Annotated in this window: 11 protein-coding genes; 9 read left to right on the plus strand and 2 right to left on the minus strand. The window is 70.1% G+C overall.

Annotated features, from left to right (window positions below):
• Positions 1-209 precede the first annotated feature (209 nt).
• The 8 genes from NE857_RS32855 (at position 210) to NE857_RS32890 (ending at position 16,104) form a co-directional block, all read left to right on the plus strand.
• Positions 210-2,405, plus strand: a complete 2,196-nt coding sequence (locus tag NE857_RS32855; protein WP_254419101.1) for a WD40 repeat domain-containing serine/threonine protein kinase — start codon at positions 210-212, stop codon at positions 2,403-2,405.
• Between the two features lie 16 nt (positions 2,406-2,421).
• Complete coding sequence (locus tag NE857_RS32860) at positions 2,422-4,476, plus strand: serine/threonine-protein kinase (protein ID WP_254419102.1); 2,055 nt, start codon at positions 2,422-2,424, stop codon at positions 4,474-4,476.
• 156 nt (positions 4,477-4,632) lie between these two features.
• Entirely contained in the window at positions 4,633-6,678 is a 2,046-nt protein-coding gene (locus tag NE857_RS32865) for a protein kinase (protein ID WP_254419103.1), read from the plus strand.
• A gap of 220 nt (positions 6,679-6,898) precedes the next feature.
• Positions 6,899-9,058, plus strand: coding sequence for a serine/threonine-protein kinase (locus NE857_RS32870; protein WP_254419104.1), 2,160 nt, complete (start codon positions 6,899-6,901; stop codon positions 9,056-9,058).
• 103 nt (positions 9,059-9,161) lie between these two features.
• Positions 9,162-11,270, plus strand: a complete 2,109-nt coding sequence (locus NE857_RS32875; RefSeq protein WP_254419105.1) for a WD40 repeat domain-containing serine/threonine protein kinase — start codon at positions 9,162-9,164, stop codon at positions 11,268-11,270.
• Between the two features lie 86 nt (positions 11,271-11,356).
• Positions 11,357-13,468, plus strand: coding sequence for a serine/threonine-protein kinase (locus NE857_RS32880; protein ID WP_254419106.1), 2,112 nt, complete (start codon positions 11,357-11,359; stop codon positions 13,466-13,468).
• Positions 13,469-13,549: 81 nt separating this feature from the next.
• Positions 13,550-15,574, plus strand: coding sequence for a WD40 repeat domain-containing protein kinase family protein (locus NE857_RS32885; RefSeq protein WP_254419107.1), 2,025 nt, complete (start codon positions 13,550-13,552; stop codon positions 15,572-15,574).
• Between the two features lie 92 nt (positions 15,575-15,666).
• Positions 15,667-16,104, plus strand: a complete 438-nt coding sequence (locus NE857_RS32890) for a GerW family sporulation protein (RefSeq protein ID WP_254419108.1) — start codon at positions 15,667-15,669, stop codon at positions 16,102-16,104.
• A 47-nt stretch (positions 16,105-16,151) separates the two neighbouring features.
• Here NE857_RS32890 and NE857_RS32895 read toward each other — a convergent pair whose 3' ends face one another.
• Positions 16,152-17,309, minus strand: a complete 1,158-nt coding sequence (locus NE857_RS32895; RefSeq protein WP_254419109.1) for an outer membrane protein assembly factor BamB family protein — start codon at positions 17,307-17,309, stop codon at positions 16,152-16,154.
• A 198-nt stretch (positions 17,310-17,507) separates the two neighbouring features.
• On the opposite strand from NE857_RS32895, the gene NE857_RS32900 reads away from it, so the two are divergent.
• Positions 17,508-18,440 (plus strand): AEC family transporter, encoded by a 933-nt coding sequence (locus NE857_RS32900; protein WP_254419110.1) that lies wholly within the window; start codon positions 17,508-17,510, stop codon positions 18,438-18,440.
• Between the two features lie 92 nt (positions 18,441-18,532).
• On the opposite strand, the gene NE857_RS32905 is transcribed toward NE857_RS32900, so the two are convergent.
• A complete protein-coding gene (locus NE857_RS32905) occupies positions 18,533-20,176 on the minus strand; it encodes an OmpA family protein (protein WP_254419111.1) in 1,644 nt (547 codons plus the stop codon).
• Positions 20,177-20,199: the final 23 nt, after the last annotated feature.

The raw sequence follows: 20,199 nt of genomic DNA on the forward strand, positions 1-20,199 counted from the left end.
CCCGGTGGTCCACCACCCACACCCCCTGCCGAGTCCCGGCACCGCGGCAGTTCACTCCGAAACCGGCCGGATCAGGACACACATCTGGGTGCTTTGTCACCAACCAGCTACATTGGCGGGGTAGAACTTCTCCCCTCGGTTACCCCCTGGACCTGCCGGAACACAGTCGCGTCCCCTCGCGTCCGCACGCAGTAAGGATCCCCACCGCCGTGCAACCCCTCTCCTCCGACGACCCGCACGCCATCGGGCCGCACCGCCTCCTCGCACGCCTCGGTGCGGGCGGCATGGGCAAGGTCTACCTCGCCCGCACCCCCGACGGACACCTGTGCGCCCTCAAGGTCGTCAAGGAGGACCTGGCCCACGACATCCAGTTCCGCGCCCGCTTCGCCCGCGAGGTCCGCACCGCCCAACGCGTACACGGACCCTTCACCCCCGCCGTCGTGGACGCCGACCCCGACGCCCCCGCACCCTGGATGGCCACCGAATACGTCCCCGGCCCCACCCTCAAGGAAGCCGTCCGGGAAAACGGCCCCTTCCCCGAAGAGTCTCTCCGCGTCCTCACCCTGGGCATGGCCCGCGCCCTCCACACCATCCACACCGCCGGGCTCATGCACCGCGACCTCAAACCCAGCAACATCCTGCTCTCCCCACGCGGCCCCCAGGTCATCGACTTCGGCATCGCCCGCGCCGTCGAAGGCACCGTCCTCACCCGCACCGGCCAAACCTTCGGCACCCCCGCCTACACCTCCCCCGAACAGATCACCGGGCAGAACGTCACACCCCGCGCCGACGTCTTCTCCATGGCGGGAGCCGTACTCTTCGCGGCCAGCGGGAAGCCGCCGTTCGGTGAGGGCACCCCGATCAGCACCCTGACCAAGGTGATGAAGGGCGACCCCCTCCTGGAGTCCGTCCCCGAGGGCCCGCTGCGCGACCTGCTCGCCCGGTGCTTCGCCAAGGACCCGAGCCAGCGTCCGGACGCCGACACCGTCCTCCAGGAGCTCTCCGGGCTACCGCTACCGTCAGCCGAACACGGCTGGCTGCCCTCGCAGGTCAACCAGCAGATCAACGTCAAGGCGAGTGAGACCCAGCGGGCGGAGGCGGCCGAGCACACCACCGCTCCCATGGCCGCGGGCAGCGGTCCGCATGCGGCATTAACCGGAACCAGCGGACCTGGCGGGCCCGGCGGGCCCGGTTCGGGTTCTGGCGTCCCCGGCCCCGGCGGGAACGGCAACGAGCAGAGCGCGCGCCCCTGGTGGCGGAGCCGGACCACGGTGATCGTGGCCGCCGCTGCCGCCGCCCTCATCCTGTTGGGCGGCAGCGCGCTGGCCCTGAACGCCCTGCCCCTCGGCTCCGACGGCTCCTCCGAGGACGTCGCGGGCGGTGACGAGACCGGGGGCGGACCCGAAAGCGACGGCAGCGACGGCGAAACGGAGGGAGGCGGGGGCGAGGCGGCGGGCGAACGAAGCGAACTCGACGACAGCGCCCTACAGGGCTTCCTCTACAGCCTCGGATTCTCCGAGGACGGGGAGGAACTCCATGTCTTCGGTTCCAACACCCTCTCCTCCTGGAACTGGCGGGAGGGGGTCTCACTCGACCATTACACCCCCACCCCGACCGGCGCCATGATGACCCCGAACGGTTTCGTCGCGGGCACCGCCCTCAACCACATCGCGGTGTGGGAAGGCGGCAGCGACAACCGGATCGCCGTGATCGGCAATGACGACGGCGAGGAACGCGGCCAGTTCGACATGCCCGCGCTGAACTCCGACAGCACCCTGGTCGCCACCATCGGCTCGGACGACGGCACCGTCGACGGCGAACCGAACATACAGGTGTGGGACGTCCAGACCCGTGAGCTGCAGAGCGAGTTCGCCGTTGAGGGCCGCCTGACCGACCTCTTCTACACGCACGACGATTCCGCGCTGGTAGGCGTGGTCACCGAACCCGGCTACTCCCCCCACATCGCCGCGGTCGTCTGGGACCCCGAGACCGGCGAGGAACTCCAGCGCTTCGACGGCGCCGAGTACTACTCCGTCTCGCTGTCCCCGGACGGCACGAGCCTGGCCATGGTCACCGACCGCACCGAGGCCCACATCGCGGACATCGGGACCGGTGAGATCCGCGATCTGGAGTCCGCCGGCCTGACGTACAACGAGCTCACCGAGGTCGAGTTCTCCGCCGACGGCTCCCTGGTCTACGGCGCCACCTCGGAGTTCAGCGACGTGCCGGGGCTGGTCTGGGACGCCGAGAGCGGTGACCTCGTCCCGACCGACGGCCTCACCCTCAACGTCCCGGTCGGCGTCCACCCCGACGGCGAGCACATCGCCACCGCCGTCTCCGAGGGCGGCGTCCACACCATCCGCATCCTGGACGCCGACTTCAACGTCGTCGCCGAAGTGAACTGACCTCCCGGAAGGCACCATGCAGCAACCCGCCCCCAACGACCCGAAGCAGGTCGGCCACTACCGTGTCGTCGCCCTGCTTGGCTCCGGCGGTATGGGCCGCGTCTACCTCGGACTGGACCCCTCGGGCTTCCCCGCCGCGGTGAAGGTCGTCCGCGCCGAGTACGCCTACGACCCCGGTTTCCGTGAGCGCTTCGCCCGCGAACTCGAACTCGCCCAGCGGGTCTACGGCAACTACACGCCCCGGGTGCTGTCCGCCGACACCTCCGGCCAGACCCCGTGGCTGGCCACCGAGTACGTCATGGGCCCCTCCCTCCAGGACCTGGTCCAGGACACCGGCGCCCTGCCCGAGGACGCGGTGCGCTTCATGGGCCGCGGGATCGCCCAGGCCCTGGAGCGGGTGCACGCCACCGGCCTGGTCCACCGCGACCTCAAGCCCGGCAACGTCATGGTCTCCGCCGCGGGCCCCCAGGTGATCGACTTCGGTATCGCCCGCGCGATGGAGGACTCCCAGGGCGCCGAGGAGGAGCGCATCATCGGCACCCCGGGGTACATGGCCCCCGAGGCCGTGGACGGGGAGGAGACCGGCCCGGCCGCCGACGTCTTCGCGCTCGGCGGGGTCCTGGTGCACGCGCTCACCGGCAGCGGCCCGTTCGGCGACGGCCATCCCTCTGCGGTGCTCTACCGGATCAGCAACCTGGAGCCCGACCTCGAAGGGGTCCCGGCGTCGCTGCGCGGCGTCATCACCGCCTGCCTGGAGAAGGACCCCACCCGGCGGCCCAACGCCGCCCAGGTCCTCCAGGCGCTCGGCGGCCCCACGGCGCCCGCCGCGTCCACGGCCGAATGGCTGCCCCCGGCCGCCGCCGCGCGGATCGACGGGGTCGCCCGGGAGTACGAGACCGCGGTGCGGTCGGCGCCCCTGTCCACCGGGAAGGGCACCCGGGGCCGCCGCCTGATGATCGTCGGCGCCGCGGCCGCCGCCCTGGTCATGGTGGCCGGGATCGGTGTGTGGGCCGCGCGGGACGCCGGGCTGATCGGCTCCGGCGACGCCGCCTCCGAAGAGGAGGCGGGGATCCCGGAGCGGGACGTCTGCGACCCCTCCGAGCACCTGGCACCCGAGTACACCGAGGCCGCCAACGAGGAGATGACCCCGCCCAACAACGACGACGGGGTCTTCGTCACCGGGTTCTCCAGCGACGGCGAGGTCCTCGCGGTGGCCGGGACCGGCGGGGTCGCCCTGTGGGACTGGCGCGAGCAGGAGGAGCTCGCGCTCATCGAGGCCGAGATCGCGCCGCTGGCCGGGCACCCCGTCTTCAGCTCCAACGACTGCCTCCTGGCCTACGCCTCCGACGACGGCGCGTACGTGTACTCGTTGGAGAGCGGGGAGGTGGCCGTACTCGCCGAGGGACACGAGGTCGGCGCGGTCGCCTTCACTCCCGACAACGCCCAACTGGTCGTCGGCAACCGCGACTTCCAGCTGGAATCCGGCGTGGTGGTGTACGACCTGGAGACCGGCGGGGTGGCCGCCGCCTACAGCGAGGTCGGGAGCACCATCGACTCCGTGGCCGTCTCCCCGGAGGGCAGGTACATCGCCGCCCAGGGCGGCCTCAGCCGCGTGTCGGTGTGGGACACCGAGACCGGGGAGGAAGTCGCCTCGGCCGAGGACATCCCGAGGACCAACCCCCGGGCGCTGAGCTTCGCCGACGAGGAGACCCTGGTCTACCCCGACGTCAACGGCCTGCACAGCCAGAACGTCATCTCCGACACCAGCCGGAGCACCTCGTTCATCGCCGAGGACCTGGACGAGGGCATGTCGATGTACGACTACAGGTACAGCGTGGAAGCCGACCGGGTCTACGCCACCTACCTCACTTCGATCCGCGAGCCCGAGAACGGGTTCATGAAGGTCTGGGAGTACTCCACCGGCGAGGAGCTGACCGCGGAGTCCGACGAGGGCTACCTGTGGGAGATCGCCGTCCACCCGGAGGGTGAGGTCATCATCGGCGTCCCCGCCACCGGCAACGGCATGTGGGTCGTGGACGCGCAGGAACTGCGCATCATCGACCGCTTCTAACCGAGTAGGCGGCGTTCCTCGTCGGTCGGGGATCGCCGCGCACCGCCTGCCCACCCCTCGTCCAGACCCGACTCCCACTCAGCTTCCCCAGCACCTCGGCAGCACGGTTCCCCGCTGCGCCGCACCACCCCACCGCTCCCCGAACCGGGAAGGCCCATGTTCCCTCTCCACCCGCACGACCCGCCCTCCGCCGGCCCCCACCGCCTGTACGCCCGCCTGGGCGAGGACGCCTACGCACGGGTCTACCTGGGAGCCGCCGGGGTCGAGGACCCGGTCGCGGTGAAGATCGTCCGGCCGGAGTACGCCACCGACCCGGCCTTCCGGTCCTCCTTCACCCACGAGGTGGAGGCCGCCCACGGGCTGAGCAGCTCCCACGTGTGCCTGGTCCGTGACGCCGACCTGAGCGGGGCCGTGCCGTGGGTCGCGGTGTCCCGACCGCTCGGCCCCAGCCTGGCCGAGCTGATCCGCCGCGACGGCCCCCTGCCGGCCGAGGCCCTGCACCCGCTCGCCCTGGCCCTCGCCCAGGGGCTGGCCGACCTGCACGCCACCCGCCGCACGCACGGTTCGCTGTGGCCGGACGGGGTCCTCCTGTCCAGCCGGACCGCGCTGCTGGCCGACCCCGGCCTGGAGTGGGCGATCAGCGGCACCGAGCAGCGCGCGCCCCACCCCGCGTTCGCCGCGCCCGAGGGCGGTGCCACTCCGGCCACGGACGTGTTCTCGTGGGCCTCCACCCTGTGTTTCGCCGCCAGCGGCGTAGAGGGGCCCGACGGCCTCGCCAAGGTCCCCCTCCAGTTGCGCGGGCTGATCGACACCTGCCTCAAACGCGACCCCCGGCTGCGGCCCAGCGCACACGACCTGGTCCAGATGCTGGGCGGGCCCGCGGTGCCCCCGGCCTGGCCGCCCGTGGTCCAGTCCGCGATCGACGCGGTCGCCGACACGCAGCGGTCGATGCTGAGCACCGCCGCCCTCACCCCGCGCGAGTCGCCCGGGGGCGACGGACCGCCCGCCCGCAGGCGCGGCCGCCTCATGGCGGCGGGCGCGGGCGCCCTGGCCCTAGCGGTGCTCGCGACCGCAGGAACGGTGTTCGCCTACGGCCGGATCGGCGGCGACCCGGAGCAGGACCCGCGGAGCACCGGCGCGGGCGGGGACGAGGGCGGCGGGCTGATCACCGAGGCAGGATGCCTGGACGGCCTGGGGTTTCCCGCACCCGAGGAGCCGCTTCCCGAGGACACCAGGTTCTGGGACCCCGTGTTCTCCCCGGACGGGGGCGTCCTCGTCGCGACCTCGTCCTCAGGTCTCACCGTCTGGGACTGGTCGGCGGGCGAGGAGATCGCCCGGCCGACATCGGACTCGACCTTCACCGTCGACCCGGTGTTCGCCCCGGTCGGCTGCACCGTGGCCGCCGCCGAGGCCGTCGACTACGAGAACCGTGAGTACCCGGTGCGTCTCGCGTACACCTACGACCTGGCCGCCGGCACCTCCACCCAGCACCTCGGAGCACAGGAGGGACCGGACGACAACGACCGGTGGATGCTGAAACCGGTGGAGGTGAACTCCGCGGACTTCTCCCCTGACGGCAGCCGGCTGGCCGTGACCCTGACCGCCTCCTTCGGAGAGATGAGCACGGTGGTGACCGACACCGCCACCGGTGAGCAGGGCGAGCCGATGGCCGAAGGGCTGCATTACGGGACCGTTTTCCTGGACGACGAGCACTTCGCCACCAAGGACCTGAGAGAGGTCTTCATCTGGAACGCGGGTACCGGTGAGGAGGTCAACGTGCTCCAGGGGAACAGCACCACCAGGTTGGCGGCCGTACCCGGCGAGACGCAGGTGGCCTACCTCCATGAGAACCGGGTCGTCATCAGTGACTACATCACCGGTGACGAGGTCACCTCCTTCACCCGGGACGAGTTCGAGACCGATGACGCCCCCCTGTTCGTCCACCTCTTCGTGGACTCCGGGCACGACCGCGTGTACACGACCTGGCAGGTGAAGTCGGCGGGGGGCGGCTGGTACTACCGCAACCAGGTCTGGAACCTGTCGACCGGTGAGGACATCACCGAGGGCATCGAGGCGAGCGGGGGCTACCGGACGATCGTCCCGCACCCGGACGGCGAGGTCCTGGCCGCTGTCACAGTGCAGGACAGCGACCTGGTCCTGATCGACCCCGACACCTTCGAGATCGTCGAACGGCTCAGCTGACCGCGACAGCGACAGCGACAGCGGTAGCGGTAGCGGTAGCGGTAGCGGCTCAGCCGCGGAGGAGCCTCCGGGGAGGGGGTCAGGCCAGGACGCGGGTGTGACAGCTCAGAGACATCCACGGGGGACCCAGGGTGACACAGACGGGGCCCCGAGGGACAGAAAGCCCACCAAACCGGGCAGACTGGTACCCGATCCCCGCACCCTGAGGAGCTGAGCAGCAGTGCGCCCCCTGACCCCCGCCGACCCCGTCCGTGTCGGCCCCCACGAGGTCCTGGCCCGCCTCGGCGCGGGCGGCATGGGCGAGGTCCTGCTCGTGCGCACCCCCGCCGACGGGCTGGCCGCGCTCAAGGTGGTCCGCGACGAACTCGCGCACGACCCCGAGTTCCGGGCCCGGTTCGCCCGCGAGGTCCGCACCGCCCAGCGCGTGCGCGGCCCCTTCACCCCCGCGGTGCTCAGCGCCGACCCCGGGGCCGCAGTGCCGTGGATGGCCACCGAGTACGTCCCCGGGCCCACCCTCAAGGAAGCGGTCCGGGAGAACGGCCCCTTCCCGGAGGACTCGCTGCGGGTCCTCGCCCTGGGTCTGGCCCGCGCCCTCCAGGCGATCCACGCCACCGGGCTGATGCACCGCGACCTCAAACCCGGCAACGTGCTGCTGTCGCCGCGCGGCCCCCAGGTGATCGACTTCGGTATCGCCCGCGCCGTCGAGGGCACCGTCCTCACCAAGACCGGCCAGAGCTTCGGCACCCCCTCCTACACCTCGCCCGAGCAGGTCATCGGCAAGACGGTCGGACCGGCCGCCGACGTGTTCTCCCTGGCCGGTGTAGTGGTCTACGCCGCCACCGGCCAGGCCCCCTTCGGCAGCGGCAAGGCGGCCGAACTCATGGCCAGGGTGGTGGGCGGCCGGGCCGACTTGCACGAGGTGCCCGAGAACCTGCGCCCGCTCCTGGGGCGCTGCCTGGCCAAGGACCCCGCGGAACGGCCCACCGCCGACGAACTCGTCCAGCTCCTCTCCGCCGAACCCCTGCCCTCCGCCGCACACGGCTGGCTCCCGCCCCGGGTCCACCAGTCCATCGAGGCCCACCACTCGGACACCCGCGCTGCGGTCGACGCGGCTCCGCCCACAGCCGCCACCGGGCCCGGACCCGAAGGACCCGCCGGGCCCGGGGGCACCAGGCCCCAGGGCAGCGATCCGGCACCGCTCACCCCGCCCCCGGGAGGCCGGGGCCGCACCCTGCTCATCGCCGGAGCGGCCGCGCTGGCCGTGGCCACGATGGTCGGCACGGTCGGTCTCCTGGCGGGCTCCCCCTGGCCGGAAGAGGGCGTCGCGGGCGGGGAGACCGATGCGCCGAGCACCGTGGCCGAGGACTCCGAGAGCTCTGGGGAACACGAGAGCCCAGCGGCCGCGGACGATCTCTCGCCGGTCTTCAACAGCGGCCTCTTCGATGTCGCGTTCGCCCCCGACGGGGAGAGCGTCTACGTCGCCGGAAGCGGTCGGCTGGTCCAGGTGGACTGGGAGACCGGCGAGGAGCTGGCCAGTATCGCCACCGAGCCCAACAACCTGACCGTGGGGACCGACGGCACCATCGTGGCCACCTACTTCAACGCCCTCTCGATCTGGGGGCCCGACCTGGAGATCACCCACGATTTCCGGCCGCCCGACCGCGACAGCTGGAACAACCCCAGTCTGACCGACGACGGCACCCGACTGTCGGTCTCGGCCGTCGACGACGGTGGCAACCCCCTGGTCCAGGTATGGAACCTGGAGACGGGGGAAGTGGAGTTCGAGTTCGCGGCCGACGACCGCAGCAGTGATCCCGTCATCAACGCAGACGGCACCCTCCTGTACACCAACATGACCACGGACGAGCGGACCGAGGACGGGTGGGACCGGCGGGCGACCGTGTGGGACCTGACCACCGAAGAGGTCGTCGTGGAGTTCCCCAACGACGACGTCCCCGACGTCTTCGAGGAACGCGAAAGCTGGCCCATCATGAGGTACGCGGAGTTCCACCCCACGGACCCGTCCGTACTGGCCGTCAAGACCAGCGACAGCGATCTCGTCCTGTACGACCTCTCGACCGGCGAGGTCCAGCGTATGGAGGCCCCGGAGCCCGAACAGCACCTGTACGAAATCCACTTCTCCAACGACGGGTCCCGGCTGGCCGCCAGCGGGACGACGGCGTACGAACCCCACGGGGGCCACGTGTGGGACACCGCCACCGGGGAGCTGCTGACCGACGAACCGGTCGAGGTCTACTCCTCGCTGGCCTTCCACCCGGACGGCGAGGTGATCGTGAGCCTCACACCCGCACCCGACAACGACCGCTTCATCGTCCTGGACGGCGAAACCTTCGAGATCCGCCACGAGTTCCCCGGATAGCCCGCTCGCCCCGCCCTGGACCTGCCAAGGCCCCGGGCCCTCGCCCCTCACCGCCCCCCCGGCTCCCCAACCCTCACGGAACCCCTGGAAGGAACCCCGTCCCGTGCATCCGCTGACCTCCGGCGACCCCGCCCACATCGGCCCCCACCGGCTCCTGGCCCGCCTCGGCGCGGGCGGCATGGGCGAGGTCTACCTGGCCCGCACCCCGCAGGGCCGCCTGGCCGCGCTCAAGGTGGTCAAGGAGGACCTGGCCCGGGACCAGGAGTTCCGCTCCCGCTTCGCCCGCGAGGTCCGCACCGCCCAGATGGTCGAGGGCCCCTTCACACCCGACGTGGTGGACGCCGACCCGCACGCGGACCTGCCCTGGATGGCCACCGAGTACGTCCCCGGCCCCACCCTCACCAAAGCGGTCAAGGGGAACGGCCCCTTCCCGGAGGCCTCGCTCCGCGTCCTGACCATCGGCCTGGCCCGCGCCCTCCAGGCGGTACACGCCGCCGGACTCATGCACCGCGACCTCAAACCGGACAACGTCCTCCTCTCCCCCCGCGGCCCCCAGGTGATCGACTTCGGCATCGCCCGCGCCGTCGAGGGCACCGTCCTCACCAAGACCGGCCAGGCCTTCGGCACCCCCTCCTACACCTCACCCGAGCAGGTCATGGGCCAGGAGACCAGCCCGGCCAGCGACGTGTTCTCCCTGGCCGGGGTGGTGGTCTACGCCGCCACCGGCCGACCGCCCTTCGGCAGCGGCAAGGCAGCCGAGGTCCTGCCCCGGGTCGTCGGCCAGGAACCGAACCTGGACGGCGTCCCCGAACCCCTGCGCCCCCTCCTCGCCCGCTGCCTGGCCAAGGACCCCACTGAGCGCCCCACCTCCGACGAGATCGTCCGGGTCCTGTCCGCCGACCCCCTCCCCTCCGCCGAACACGGCTGGCTCCCCGCCCAGGTCAACCAGTCCATCAACGCCCATCAACACGAGGCCCACCAGGTGGTCCAGGCCTCCCCCAGCGGGCCACTCCAGAACACCACCACTCCCCTGAACCAGCCTCCGGGCGGCTCCAGGAAGGGAAGGCGGCGCACCGGCCTCATCGCCGCCGGGGCAGGAGCGGCGGCGCTGCTCCTGGCCGCGGGCATCGGCCTGGCCGCGGTCGCCCCCTGGGAGAACGGGGAGGGCGACGAGGGCACGGCCGCCCCCGGTTCCGATTCGGGTGAGCCCGATGAAGCAGACGGGGAGGCCGACCCCGAGTCCCTCGGCGACCAGGACGACATGGCCGCGGACTGGGACGGCGAAACCGGGTTCGACGGCTTCGTCAGCGACGTGGTGTTCACCCCGGACGGTTCCGGGATCTATGTCAGAGCGACGTCGGCGATGACCCTCTGGGACTGGGAGAGCGGCGAGTTCCAGCACCGGTTGAACCCCACGCCGACCTCCTTCGACCTCGCCGACGACGGAACCATGGTGGCCACCTACGCGGACACCGCGGTCATCCTCGACACCGATCTGGAGACGGTCGAGCTCTTCGACGTGGCCGAGGAGCTGGACGACATCATCGACTACCGGGGCGCCTCCATCAGCCCCGACGGTTCCCTGGTCTCGGTGGTCGTCCCCCACGGTGACGACCAGCGGACCGTGTACGTGTGGGACCGGGAGGCGGACGCCATCATGCACGCCCTCGAACAGGACAACGACGTCGGCCACACCGAGTTCAGCCCCGACGGCGACCACCTGAGGCTCCGCATCCTGGAGGGCTATCCCCGGGTGATGCTGTACGACGTGGCCACCGGCGAGGAGGTGCTCAGCGTGATCGAGGAGGAACCGGAGACCTCCGGAGACCTCAGCAGCAACTGGCACGCGTCCGCCTTCTCCCCGACCGAACCGATTCTCGCGGTGGACCGGAACGAGGGGGACATCGCCCTCTACGACTATGAGGAAGGCAAGGTCATCCTCGAGATCGAAGGCGGGCGCAGCTACTCCAACCTGGCCTTCTCCGCGGACGGGCAGACCCTCTACTCCGCCGGGATGGGCAGCACAGCCACCGGCCACTCGGGCGGACGCGCCTGGGACGTGGCCACCGGCGAGGAACTGACCTCCGGGGACACCCTGCTCATCGACCGCCTCGCCGTCCACCCCGGCGGCGAGGCCCTCGCCGCCTTCCAGCGCGACACCCTGCTCCTCCTCGACCCCGAGACCCTCGAAGTGATCAACGAGATCAGCTGAGCGGAGTCCTCAACCACTGTCCCTGACCCGTCGCGCCCCCCAACAGACAACCGCCGGAAACCCGCCTGACGAGAACGTGAGCTCCCATGTCCCACCCACACCCGGATCCACCGGAACGGATCGGCCCCTACCGCATCGTCTCCCCGCTGGGCTCCGGCGGCATGGGCCACGTCCACCTGGGAATCGACCCCGGCAACCGGCCGGTGGCGGTCAAGGTGGTGCGGCCCGAGTTCGCCTTCGAACCCGAGTTCCGCGAGCGCTTCGCCCGCGAGGTCCACCGGGCCCGGCAGGTGACCGGCGGCGACCTGCCCCGGATCCTGGACGCCGACACCACCGGCTCCTCACCGTGGTTCGCCACCGAGTTCGTCCTGGGGCCGTCCCTCCAGGAGATGAGTCGAAGGATCGGTGCCCTGCCGGAGCCCGCCGTCCGGTACCTGGGCCGCTCGATCGCCCAGACCCTTGCCCACCTGCACTCCTCCGGGGTGGTGCACCGCGATCTCAAGCCTGGCAACGTGCTGCTCGCGGCGACCGGCCCCAAGGTGATCGACCTCGGGATCTCCCGGGCCATGGACGAGACCCCCGGCGCGGAGTCGGCGGAGTTCGCCGGTACCCCCGGCTACATCGCCCCGGAGACCACTCGGGGTGAGGAGTCCGGCCCGGCCGTCGACGTGTTCGCCCTCGGCGCCGTCCTGGTGTTCGCCCTCACCGGTCGAGGACCGTTCGGCGACGGACACCCCTCAGCGGTGATCTACCGGATCGGTCACCAGGCCCCGGACCTGGACGGGGTGCCCGCGTCCCTGAACGACCTGCTCACCGCCTGCCTGGACAAGGACCCGGCCCGCAGGCCCACCGCCACCCAGGTTCTCCAGGCGCTCGGCGGCCCCGTGCCGCCCGCCGCGACCGCGAGCGCGTGGCTGCCGCAGATCGCCGTCGCCGTCCTGGACGGCTTCGAGCACGACCACCGCGCCGTGCTGCGGCCCTTCCTGGAAACCACCCCGGTACCCGAGAAGAGCCGCAGGGGTCGCACCCTCGCCGTGGTCGGCGCCGCCGCGACCGCCCTCCTCCTGGTCGCCGGGGCCGGTGTGTGGGCGGTGACAGGCCCGCTCGACCGCGAAGAGGGGAACGGCGAGGCCGCAGAGGCAGCCGGTTCAGAGGGTTCGGACGAGGAGGGCACCGAGGGGGGCGCCTTCTCTGACAGAAACGGACGGTGCGACCCCACCGCCGACCTGGCCCCCGAGTACACCGAAGCCGTCACCGACGAGACCGACCTCACGGGTGAGGCCATGTCGGTCCACTTCTCCAACGACGGCTCGGTCCTGGCCGTCCAGCGCCGGGACCACATCGTCTCCCTGTGGGACTGGCAGGAGGGGGTCGCCCTGGCTGATATCCCGGTGCCGGAGACCGCGGCGCGATCCGTGGTGTTCAGTCCGGACGACTGCCTCATCGGGCTCGGCTCGGACGACGGAGCCCATGTCTACTCCCTGGAGACCGGGGAACACCACGTGTACCTCGAAGGCAGGAATGCCTCCTCCATGGCGTTCTCCGCGGACGGCGCGAGCGCGATCATCAGCGACTCGACGTGGGATGACGACCTCGTCGGTATCTACCCGGTGGACCTGGCCACCGGAGAGGTGTCGACCCGGTACTCCTCCAGCAGCGCCCGGAACGTCCGGCTCTCCCCCGAGGGGACGCGGATGGCCGCCAAGTCCGCTCTCAGCCTGAAGGTGTGGGACACCGACAGCCGGGAGGAGGCGTTCTCCTCCGGCTGGCTGACCACGAACAGTATGAACGAGATCGCCTTCGTGGACGAGGACACCGTGGTCGGCATCCACCAGGACGGCGCCGCTGTCTTCGACCTCTCCGTCATCTCCTCCGGCGACGAGGTCGAGGGCTACCTCTACGCACCCGAGGAGGAGCCCGAAGGCAGGCTCTCCTACATCGAGACGAACCCGGTGCACGGTCTGGTCTACGGGCTCTACCTCGGTGACCGGAACGACGAAGGGTTGTCGCTGACCAACAACCGGGTGTGGCACCACCCCAGCGGCAGGGACGTGACACCCGAGGGCGAGGACCTGATCCCCTTCATCGTGCTGGACGTCCACCCGGACGGCGACGTCCTCGCGACGCCGGCACTCCTGGGCGACGAGATCCGCGTCCTGGACGCCGTGTCCCTGGAGGAAATCGACGCGTTCGGCTAGGCCCGGCAGTGCCCCCGAACACCACCGCGCCACCAAGCAGCACCACAGAACATCACTGACGAGCAGCATTACCGAGGCAGCATGCGTCCCCTGAATCCCTATGATCCACCCGCTGCGGGCCCCTACCGGCTCCTGGCCCGCTTTGACGAGGACACGTACACCCGCGCCTACCTGGGGGCAGAGCCCGGGCGTTCACCGGTCCGCGTGCGCATCCTGCGTTCCGGACACGCCACGGACTCCACCACCCGGGCCGACTTCCTCCGACGCGTCGAGAGCGCTTCCGGGCTGGGCGGCCCGTACGTGGCCGCCGTGGTCGGTAGCGACCTGGACTCCCCCGTGCCGTGGGCGGCCACCGAGCGACCTTTCGGCCCGGACCTGGGCGGGTTGGTCCGGGCACACGGACCCCTCCCGATCGCGGCCCTGCACAGCCTCGCCCTGGCCACGGCCCAGGGCCTGGCCGCACTGCACTCCGCACAGCACGCCCACGGGACGCTGACCCCCGAAAACATCCTGCTGACCAGCGACCGCGCACTCCTGGCCGACCCAGGGCTGATCCCTCCGGTCGAGGTCCACGACACGGCACGGAACGTGTTCGACCCGCCCGAGGGCGGTAGTGCCCCGGCCGGTGACGTCTTCGCCTGGGCGGCGGTCCTGTGCTTCGCCGCCAGCGGGGTGGAAGGGCCCGGCGGCCTGGACCGGCTGCCGCTCCAGCTCCGCGGCGTGGTCGACGCCTGCCTGCGCGAGAACGCCGATCTTCGGCCCAGCGCGGTCGACCTCGTGAGCATGCTCGGTGGAGCGGCCTCAGCCGCCCCCTGGCCTCCGGAGCTGGTTTCGGTTATCGAGACCTCAGCCGCCGCCATGCGTTCGGCGCTTCCCGCCGAATCCGCCGCCCCCGCACCCGGTAGCCGGGGACGGTTCCTCGCGTTCACCGCGGGCGCGCTCGCCCTGACCCTGATCTCGGGCATCGGCGCGGCCTGGGGGCTCGATCTCCTCGCCTCACCCGGCGGGAACACCGCTGACGACGGCTCCGTGGCGGAGGAAGAAGCCGGTCTGACCGACGGCGCAGCCTGTCTGGACGGATCAGCGTTTCCCGAGCCGTCCGAGCCGATCACCGACCTCGACGCCATGCAGGTCGAGTTCTCCCCCGACGGCGACCTCCTGGCCATCGGCAGCTTCAACCACGGTCTCACGATCTGGGACTGGCGTGCGGGCGAGGAGTTCGCCCGCCCCGTGGAAGAACTGAACGGTATCGGACCGTTGGCGTTCGTCCCGGACAGCTGCATGATCGCCGCATCCTCCCTCCAGGAGAACGAGGATCAGGAATACCGTTACCGACTCACGACGATCTACGACCTCCCTTCGGGCGAGACCACGGACCACCTGGGCGTGCAACCCGACCCCCGGCCTGACGGAAGTCAGGAGTACTGGTCCGTCATGGATCTGGCGTTCAGCCCCGAAGGCCGTCTGATGGCTTCGAGCAACCACACGGGCGCCGGAAGCAATACGGCCTCAGTCCAGGTGATCGACCTGGAATCGGGGGAACCGATAGCGACCCTGGGCGAAGGTTTCATCCCCGAGGTGGCCTTCCTCGACGAGACCCGACTGGCCGTCTACACGCGGAGCACCATCGAGATCTGGGACGTGGAGAGCGGGGAGGTACTCCAGACCATCCGTAACATCACCAAGCTCAACTTCGCCGTTGTCCCCGGCCAGAACCAGATCTTGTTCGTTCGCAACGATCAGCTCGTCCTGCACGACCTGGACGACAACACCGTGGCCGCCACATTTTCGCTCGACGGCTACACCGACGATCCGGACGAGTACGTCAACCATCTCGGGGTGGACCCCGGACTCGGCCTGGTTCACTTCAGCTGGAGTCTGAGCACCGGAAACCCGGATCCTGAGAACCCGGGGACCGACCGGAGGAACGAGACCTACGGATACCTGTGGGACATCGAGACCGGTGAGAACCTGCTCGCGGAAGACGACGGTTTCATGCCCCGTCCAGTGGCTTTCCACCCCGAGGTGATCGCCGCCGTCAACCAGGACGGCAACGTTAATCTGATCGACCCGGACACCCTGGAGATCATCGACGTCATCCAGTGACCCGAACACTCCAGGATCCTGTCCTCCCCATCCGGGGGCGAGGCCCGCTATAGCGTGACATCACGTACCCGCTACCGGAGAGGACCCGCATCGTGCCCAGCAACAAGGCCCCGCGCGGCGCCATGGCCGCGCTGACCTCCCTGCTCGACAACACCCGTGCCCTGTCCACCTCCAGCACAGCCTTTGGCTCACCGGTGACCTCCGGTTCGACCACCGTGGTCCCAGTGGCGAGGGTCAGCACCCTGAGCACCATGGGCGGCGGCACCGGCAACATCCCCTTCTTCGGCGGCGACGGAGCCGGCGGCCTCGGCTACACCCGGGTACGCCCGTCGGGCTTCCTGGTGGTCAGCCCGGACTGCGCGACCTACCGACCCATCCGCCAACCCGCCGCGGCCCTGGCCATCCCTCTGGCACTCATCACCGCCGTCGCGGTCACCCGCATCGTCACCGTCTCGGTGAAGGAAGCCCGCCGTCGCAAACAGCTCGCCACCGAACAAGCTCAGCGGGGACAGGAGGGGCCGGAGGGATGACAAGGGCAGCGGGGACTTATTGATCGGCCGGAACAGCGAAGGGGATTCTACCGGAAGCCGTCCCACACGGCAGGGTCCCGCCGCAGAACATCGTTCAGCAGAGATCGCAGATCACCGCTCTGAATAATCTCTCCGGTATCCCATTCCTGGGTCGATCCCGGAAGATTTCCGTCGATCAATGAAACGGTATCGCCTACCTCACCGAGGCTGACCACTCCCTCCTCCAGAAACAGTTCGGCCGATGCCAGGGCAAACCTGTTCCCGGCATCCTCCGCATCCTCCACCAGCAGAATATGAGCCGGGAGTTGATCCGGTTCGGCCTGCGGCGGGAAATACCCCAGGGAACTGGTGTCCCGATCGATGTGCGCACCCTCCGCCTTTTGCACATAACCGTCGGCCCAGTCGCCGTTCACCAGGATCTCCACCGGATCCGTGTTTGAGCCCGGAACCGTTCGCGGGGTGAGGGGCAGCAGCTCCGGGGCCTCCGTACCGGACCAACTCCGGGAATCCCACAGCCGACCGGACTCGGCCGACAGCTCTACCAGTTTCACCTGGTCGCCGCAGACACTCACCAGAGCCACCCGCATGCCCACAGCCTCGGCTGCGGAGTCGGTGCACCCCTTGCCGGGGCCACCATAAGTCCACAGTTCCCTTCCCGCGTCCAGGGAGTAAGCGGTCATGCGTCCGTCATCCGAGAACTCGATCCTGGAATCGGCGGCCAGCACGGACACCAGGTCCGCCGGGGACTCCTTGGACCAATGTGCCGCGACGGACTCCCCGGTGCTCGCTTCGAGCACCATCCATCGTGTGTGCCCGGAGAAGAGCCCCGACCCCTCGTAGGCCAGCACCACTCGTTCGCCGTACACGGTCACACCTGCCGCGATGGATCCGCTGAAATCGAAACGGCTCCACATCTCACGGACGGAACCGGTGTCGAAATGAGCGATCGCGCCGTCGAAGACCACCAGCACGCCTCTGTCCGTTGTGACGAGATCGCGCACAGGCCCCCGGGGATCCCCCTCCAGGACATCGGCAACCTCTGCCACATTGGCGAATTTCAGCCGACCGGGGTCACTGATCCCCGAAGTCTCAAACTCCCCTTGCCGGTAACCGATGACGGCCGCGACGGCGATACTCGAGAGCAGGGCCATGAAAAGCACGGAAGAAACGACGGCAAGGATTTTTTGCATCAAAAGGACCACCACCCCAGGGAAGTATGCACCATATCGGAGGATGACTCACCTCCCGCGAACCCCGATGGCTCTTCGACTCAATCACACCGTTCCCTCGCACCCGCCGCCCTCTGGTGACGTTCCGTGGTGTGACGTGGGCCGTTTCGCTTTGGGAGCCGCTGGGATAGCGTTTGCCGGGCTTTGGCCGCACGGTTGTTCGGAGGGCGCCCGTTGTCCGGTGTCATCGTCGGGTTCGGAGTCATCGCCAGCATCGTCGTCATCGGCTACATGCTCGGGCGCATCCCCCTGCTCGGACCGGGGGCCAAGGAGGTCCTCAGCAAGCTGGCGTTCTACGTGGCCAGCCCCGCGCTGCTGTTCACGATCCTCTCCGGCACCGACCTGTCGGTGCTGGTGTCCGGGCCGGTGCTCGTGAGTGTGTTGAGTGTGCTGGTAGTGGCGTTCACCTTCCTCGTGGTGGCGGTCATCCGACGATGGGGTGTGGGCCGCACGACCGTGGGGACCCTGGGCTCCTCATACGTGAACGCTGGCAACCTGGGCATCCCGATCTCCGTGTACGTCCTCGGGGACGCCTCGCTGGTCGCGCCGATCCTGCTGTTCCAGCTGCTGGTGCTGGCGCCGGTCTCGTTGACCGTGCTGGACCTGAACAACGGCAGCGCGAAGGGCTTCTGGCCGGTGCTGCGCCGCGCGATGGGCACGCCCGTACGGAACCCGGTGGTGATCGCCTCCCTCGCCGGGGTCCTGGTGTCCGCCTCCGGATGGACGCCGCCCGGCCCCTTGATGGAGCCGTTCGAGCTGGTCGGCGGGATGGCCGTGCCCGCGATGCTGCTGGCCTTCGGGATCTCCCTGCACGGCAGCACCCTGCCCGGGCGCGGCGGCCCCGACCAGGTTCCGGTGCTGCTGGCCGTGGCCCTGAAGTCGGCGGGCCAACCGCTGGCCGCCTGGGCGCTGGGTTCGCTGGTGTTCGGGCTGGAAGGCGCCGCCCTGTTCTCGGTGGTGGTGCTGGCCGCGCTGCCGACCGCGCAGAACGTGTTCAACTACGCCACCCAGTACCGGACCGGTGAGGTGCTGACCCGGGAGGTGGTCCTGCTGTCCACCTTCCTCACCGTCCCGGCGCTGTTCACCATCACCTTCCTGTTGGGCTGACCTCCGAGGGGTCGCCCACAGGAAAAGGCCCCGCCCGCGCTCGGTGCGCGGACGGGGACCGGGACCAGGGTTCAGGGTCCAGGGTTCTGCCGTCAGTCTGCGAAGGGCACGTTCTCGATCTCGCCGAAGGGACCGGCTCGCAGGGTCAGCGCGTCCACCTCGGCGGGCGGGGCGGCGAACACCGCGATGAGCTGGTAGGAGTTGTCCGGCTGCATCTCGTGGACCTCCTCCGCGAACCCGGAGTAGGTCTGGCCGCCGAAGTTCAGCAGCGTCACGTAGCGGACCAGGTCGGTGTCGGGCTCCAGCAGCTGGAAGCCGCCCAGCGCGCCCTGGCTGAACTCGGCCGGGCCGCCCGGGGAGACCGCGTCCTCGCCGCCCATGTCGGGCAGTACCGGGTCATCGCCGGTGTTGGTGAGGGTGACCGTGCTGATCACGTAGGCGCCGTCGCGGCGCAGCGGGTGCACGTCGAGCCGGATGTCGCCGTCGGTGACGGTTTCCACGATCTCGGCGGTGTCGTCCTCGACGAACGGCGCGGGCGGGAACACGTGCCGGTCGCTGGAGCCGAGCGTGCCCTCCTCACGGCTGCTGCTGGAGCCCTCGTCGCGGTTCTCGGTGCGGTCCACCCGGTAGGAGAACTCCACGCGGCGGTTGCGCGCCTCGGCCTCCTCGGTGTCCGAACCGCCCTCCTCGGCGACGGGTTCACTGGACCCGCGGCCCTCGACAGTGAAGGTGAGGTCGGCGTCGGACTCCTCTTCGAGGATGTCCCGGACGGTTTCGGCGCGTTCCTCGGACAGGGTCTGGTTGTAGTCGTCGGAGCCCTTGCCGTCGGTGTGGCCGATGACGGTGACCTCGGGGTTGTCCGGGTCGATGTTGCGTTCCAGGGAGGCGGCGGCCTCGCGGACGATCTGCTCGGCCTCGTCGGTGAGCTCGGCGGAGTCGAAGTCGAACATCACGTCGGACTTCAGCGCGACCGTCTCGGTGTCGCCGTCGCGGGTGGTGGAGGCGACGTCGGAGTCGACGAAGCTCTCCATCTCGCCGACCCACTCGTCCCAGCCGGGCTCGGGTCGGTGGTTCTCGAACTCGACCGTGTCGCCGAACTCGGGCCCGTTGCGGACGGTCATGCCGGCGCCGTTGGGGTCGACGGGGTCGGGCTGTTCCTCGTCCACGTCCACGACGGGGATCCCGGTCATGGCCCCCAGCCCGCTGCCGACGAAGGTGACCTGTAGGACCTCGTCGGGCAGGCGCGGGAAGTAGCCCCGGTACTGGTTGGTGGCGCCCACGGTGACCGGGAAGAGCCCGTCGTCGGGGGGAACGGACCCGTAGTAGTAGCCCTCCTGGTCGGTGAGCTCGGCGTAGGCGCGTCCGCTGACCGGGTCGATCAGGGTGTTGGGCATCGACAGGTTGCTGACGATGCCCCGGAAGTGGTCGACGTAGGTCTCTTCGTAGTGGATGACGGTGTACTCGTCGGTGCGCTCCAGGCCGTTGATGGCGAAGCGCAGGGTGGAGTCCTGGCCGGTGTCCTGGAAGATCGTCCCCTCACGGGTGTAGGGGAACTCTGCCTCGACCTCGGGCCGGGGGTCCTCTTCGGGGTCGACGTCGATGGTGTCGGGGCCGGGGTGATCGTCGGCCTGGAGGTCGCGGACGATGCCGCAGCTGGACAGGGCCAGCGCCGCCGCGGTGACCACCGCGGTCACGGCCAGCACGCGTCCTGCCGCGAGGGGCTGTCGTAATGACATGGGGGTACTCCCTAGCTCGCTTA

It is taken from the genome of Nocardiopsis exhalans (genome assembly GCF_024134545.1).
GTDB lineage: Bacteria > Actinomycetota > Actinomycetes > Streptosporangiales > Streptosporangiaceae > Nocardiopsis > Nocardiopsis exhalans.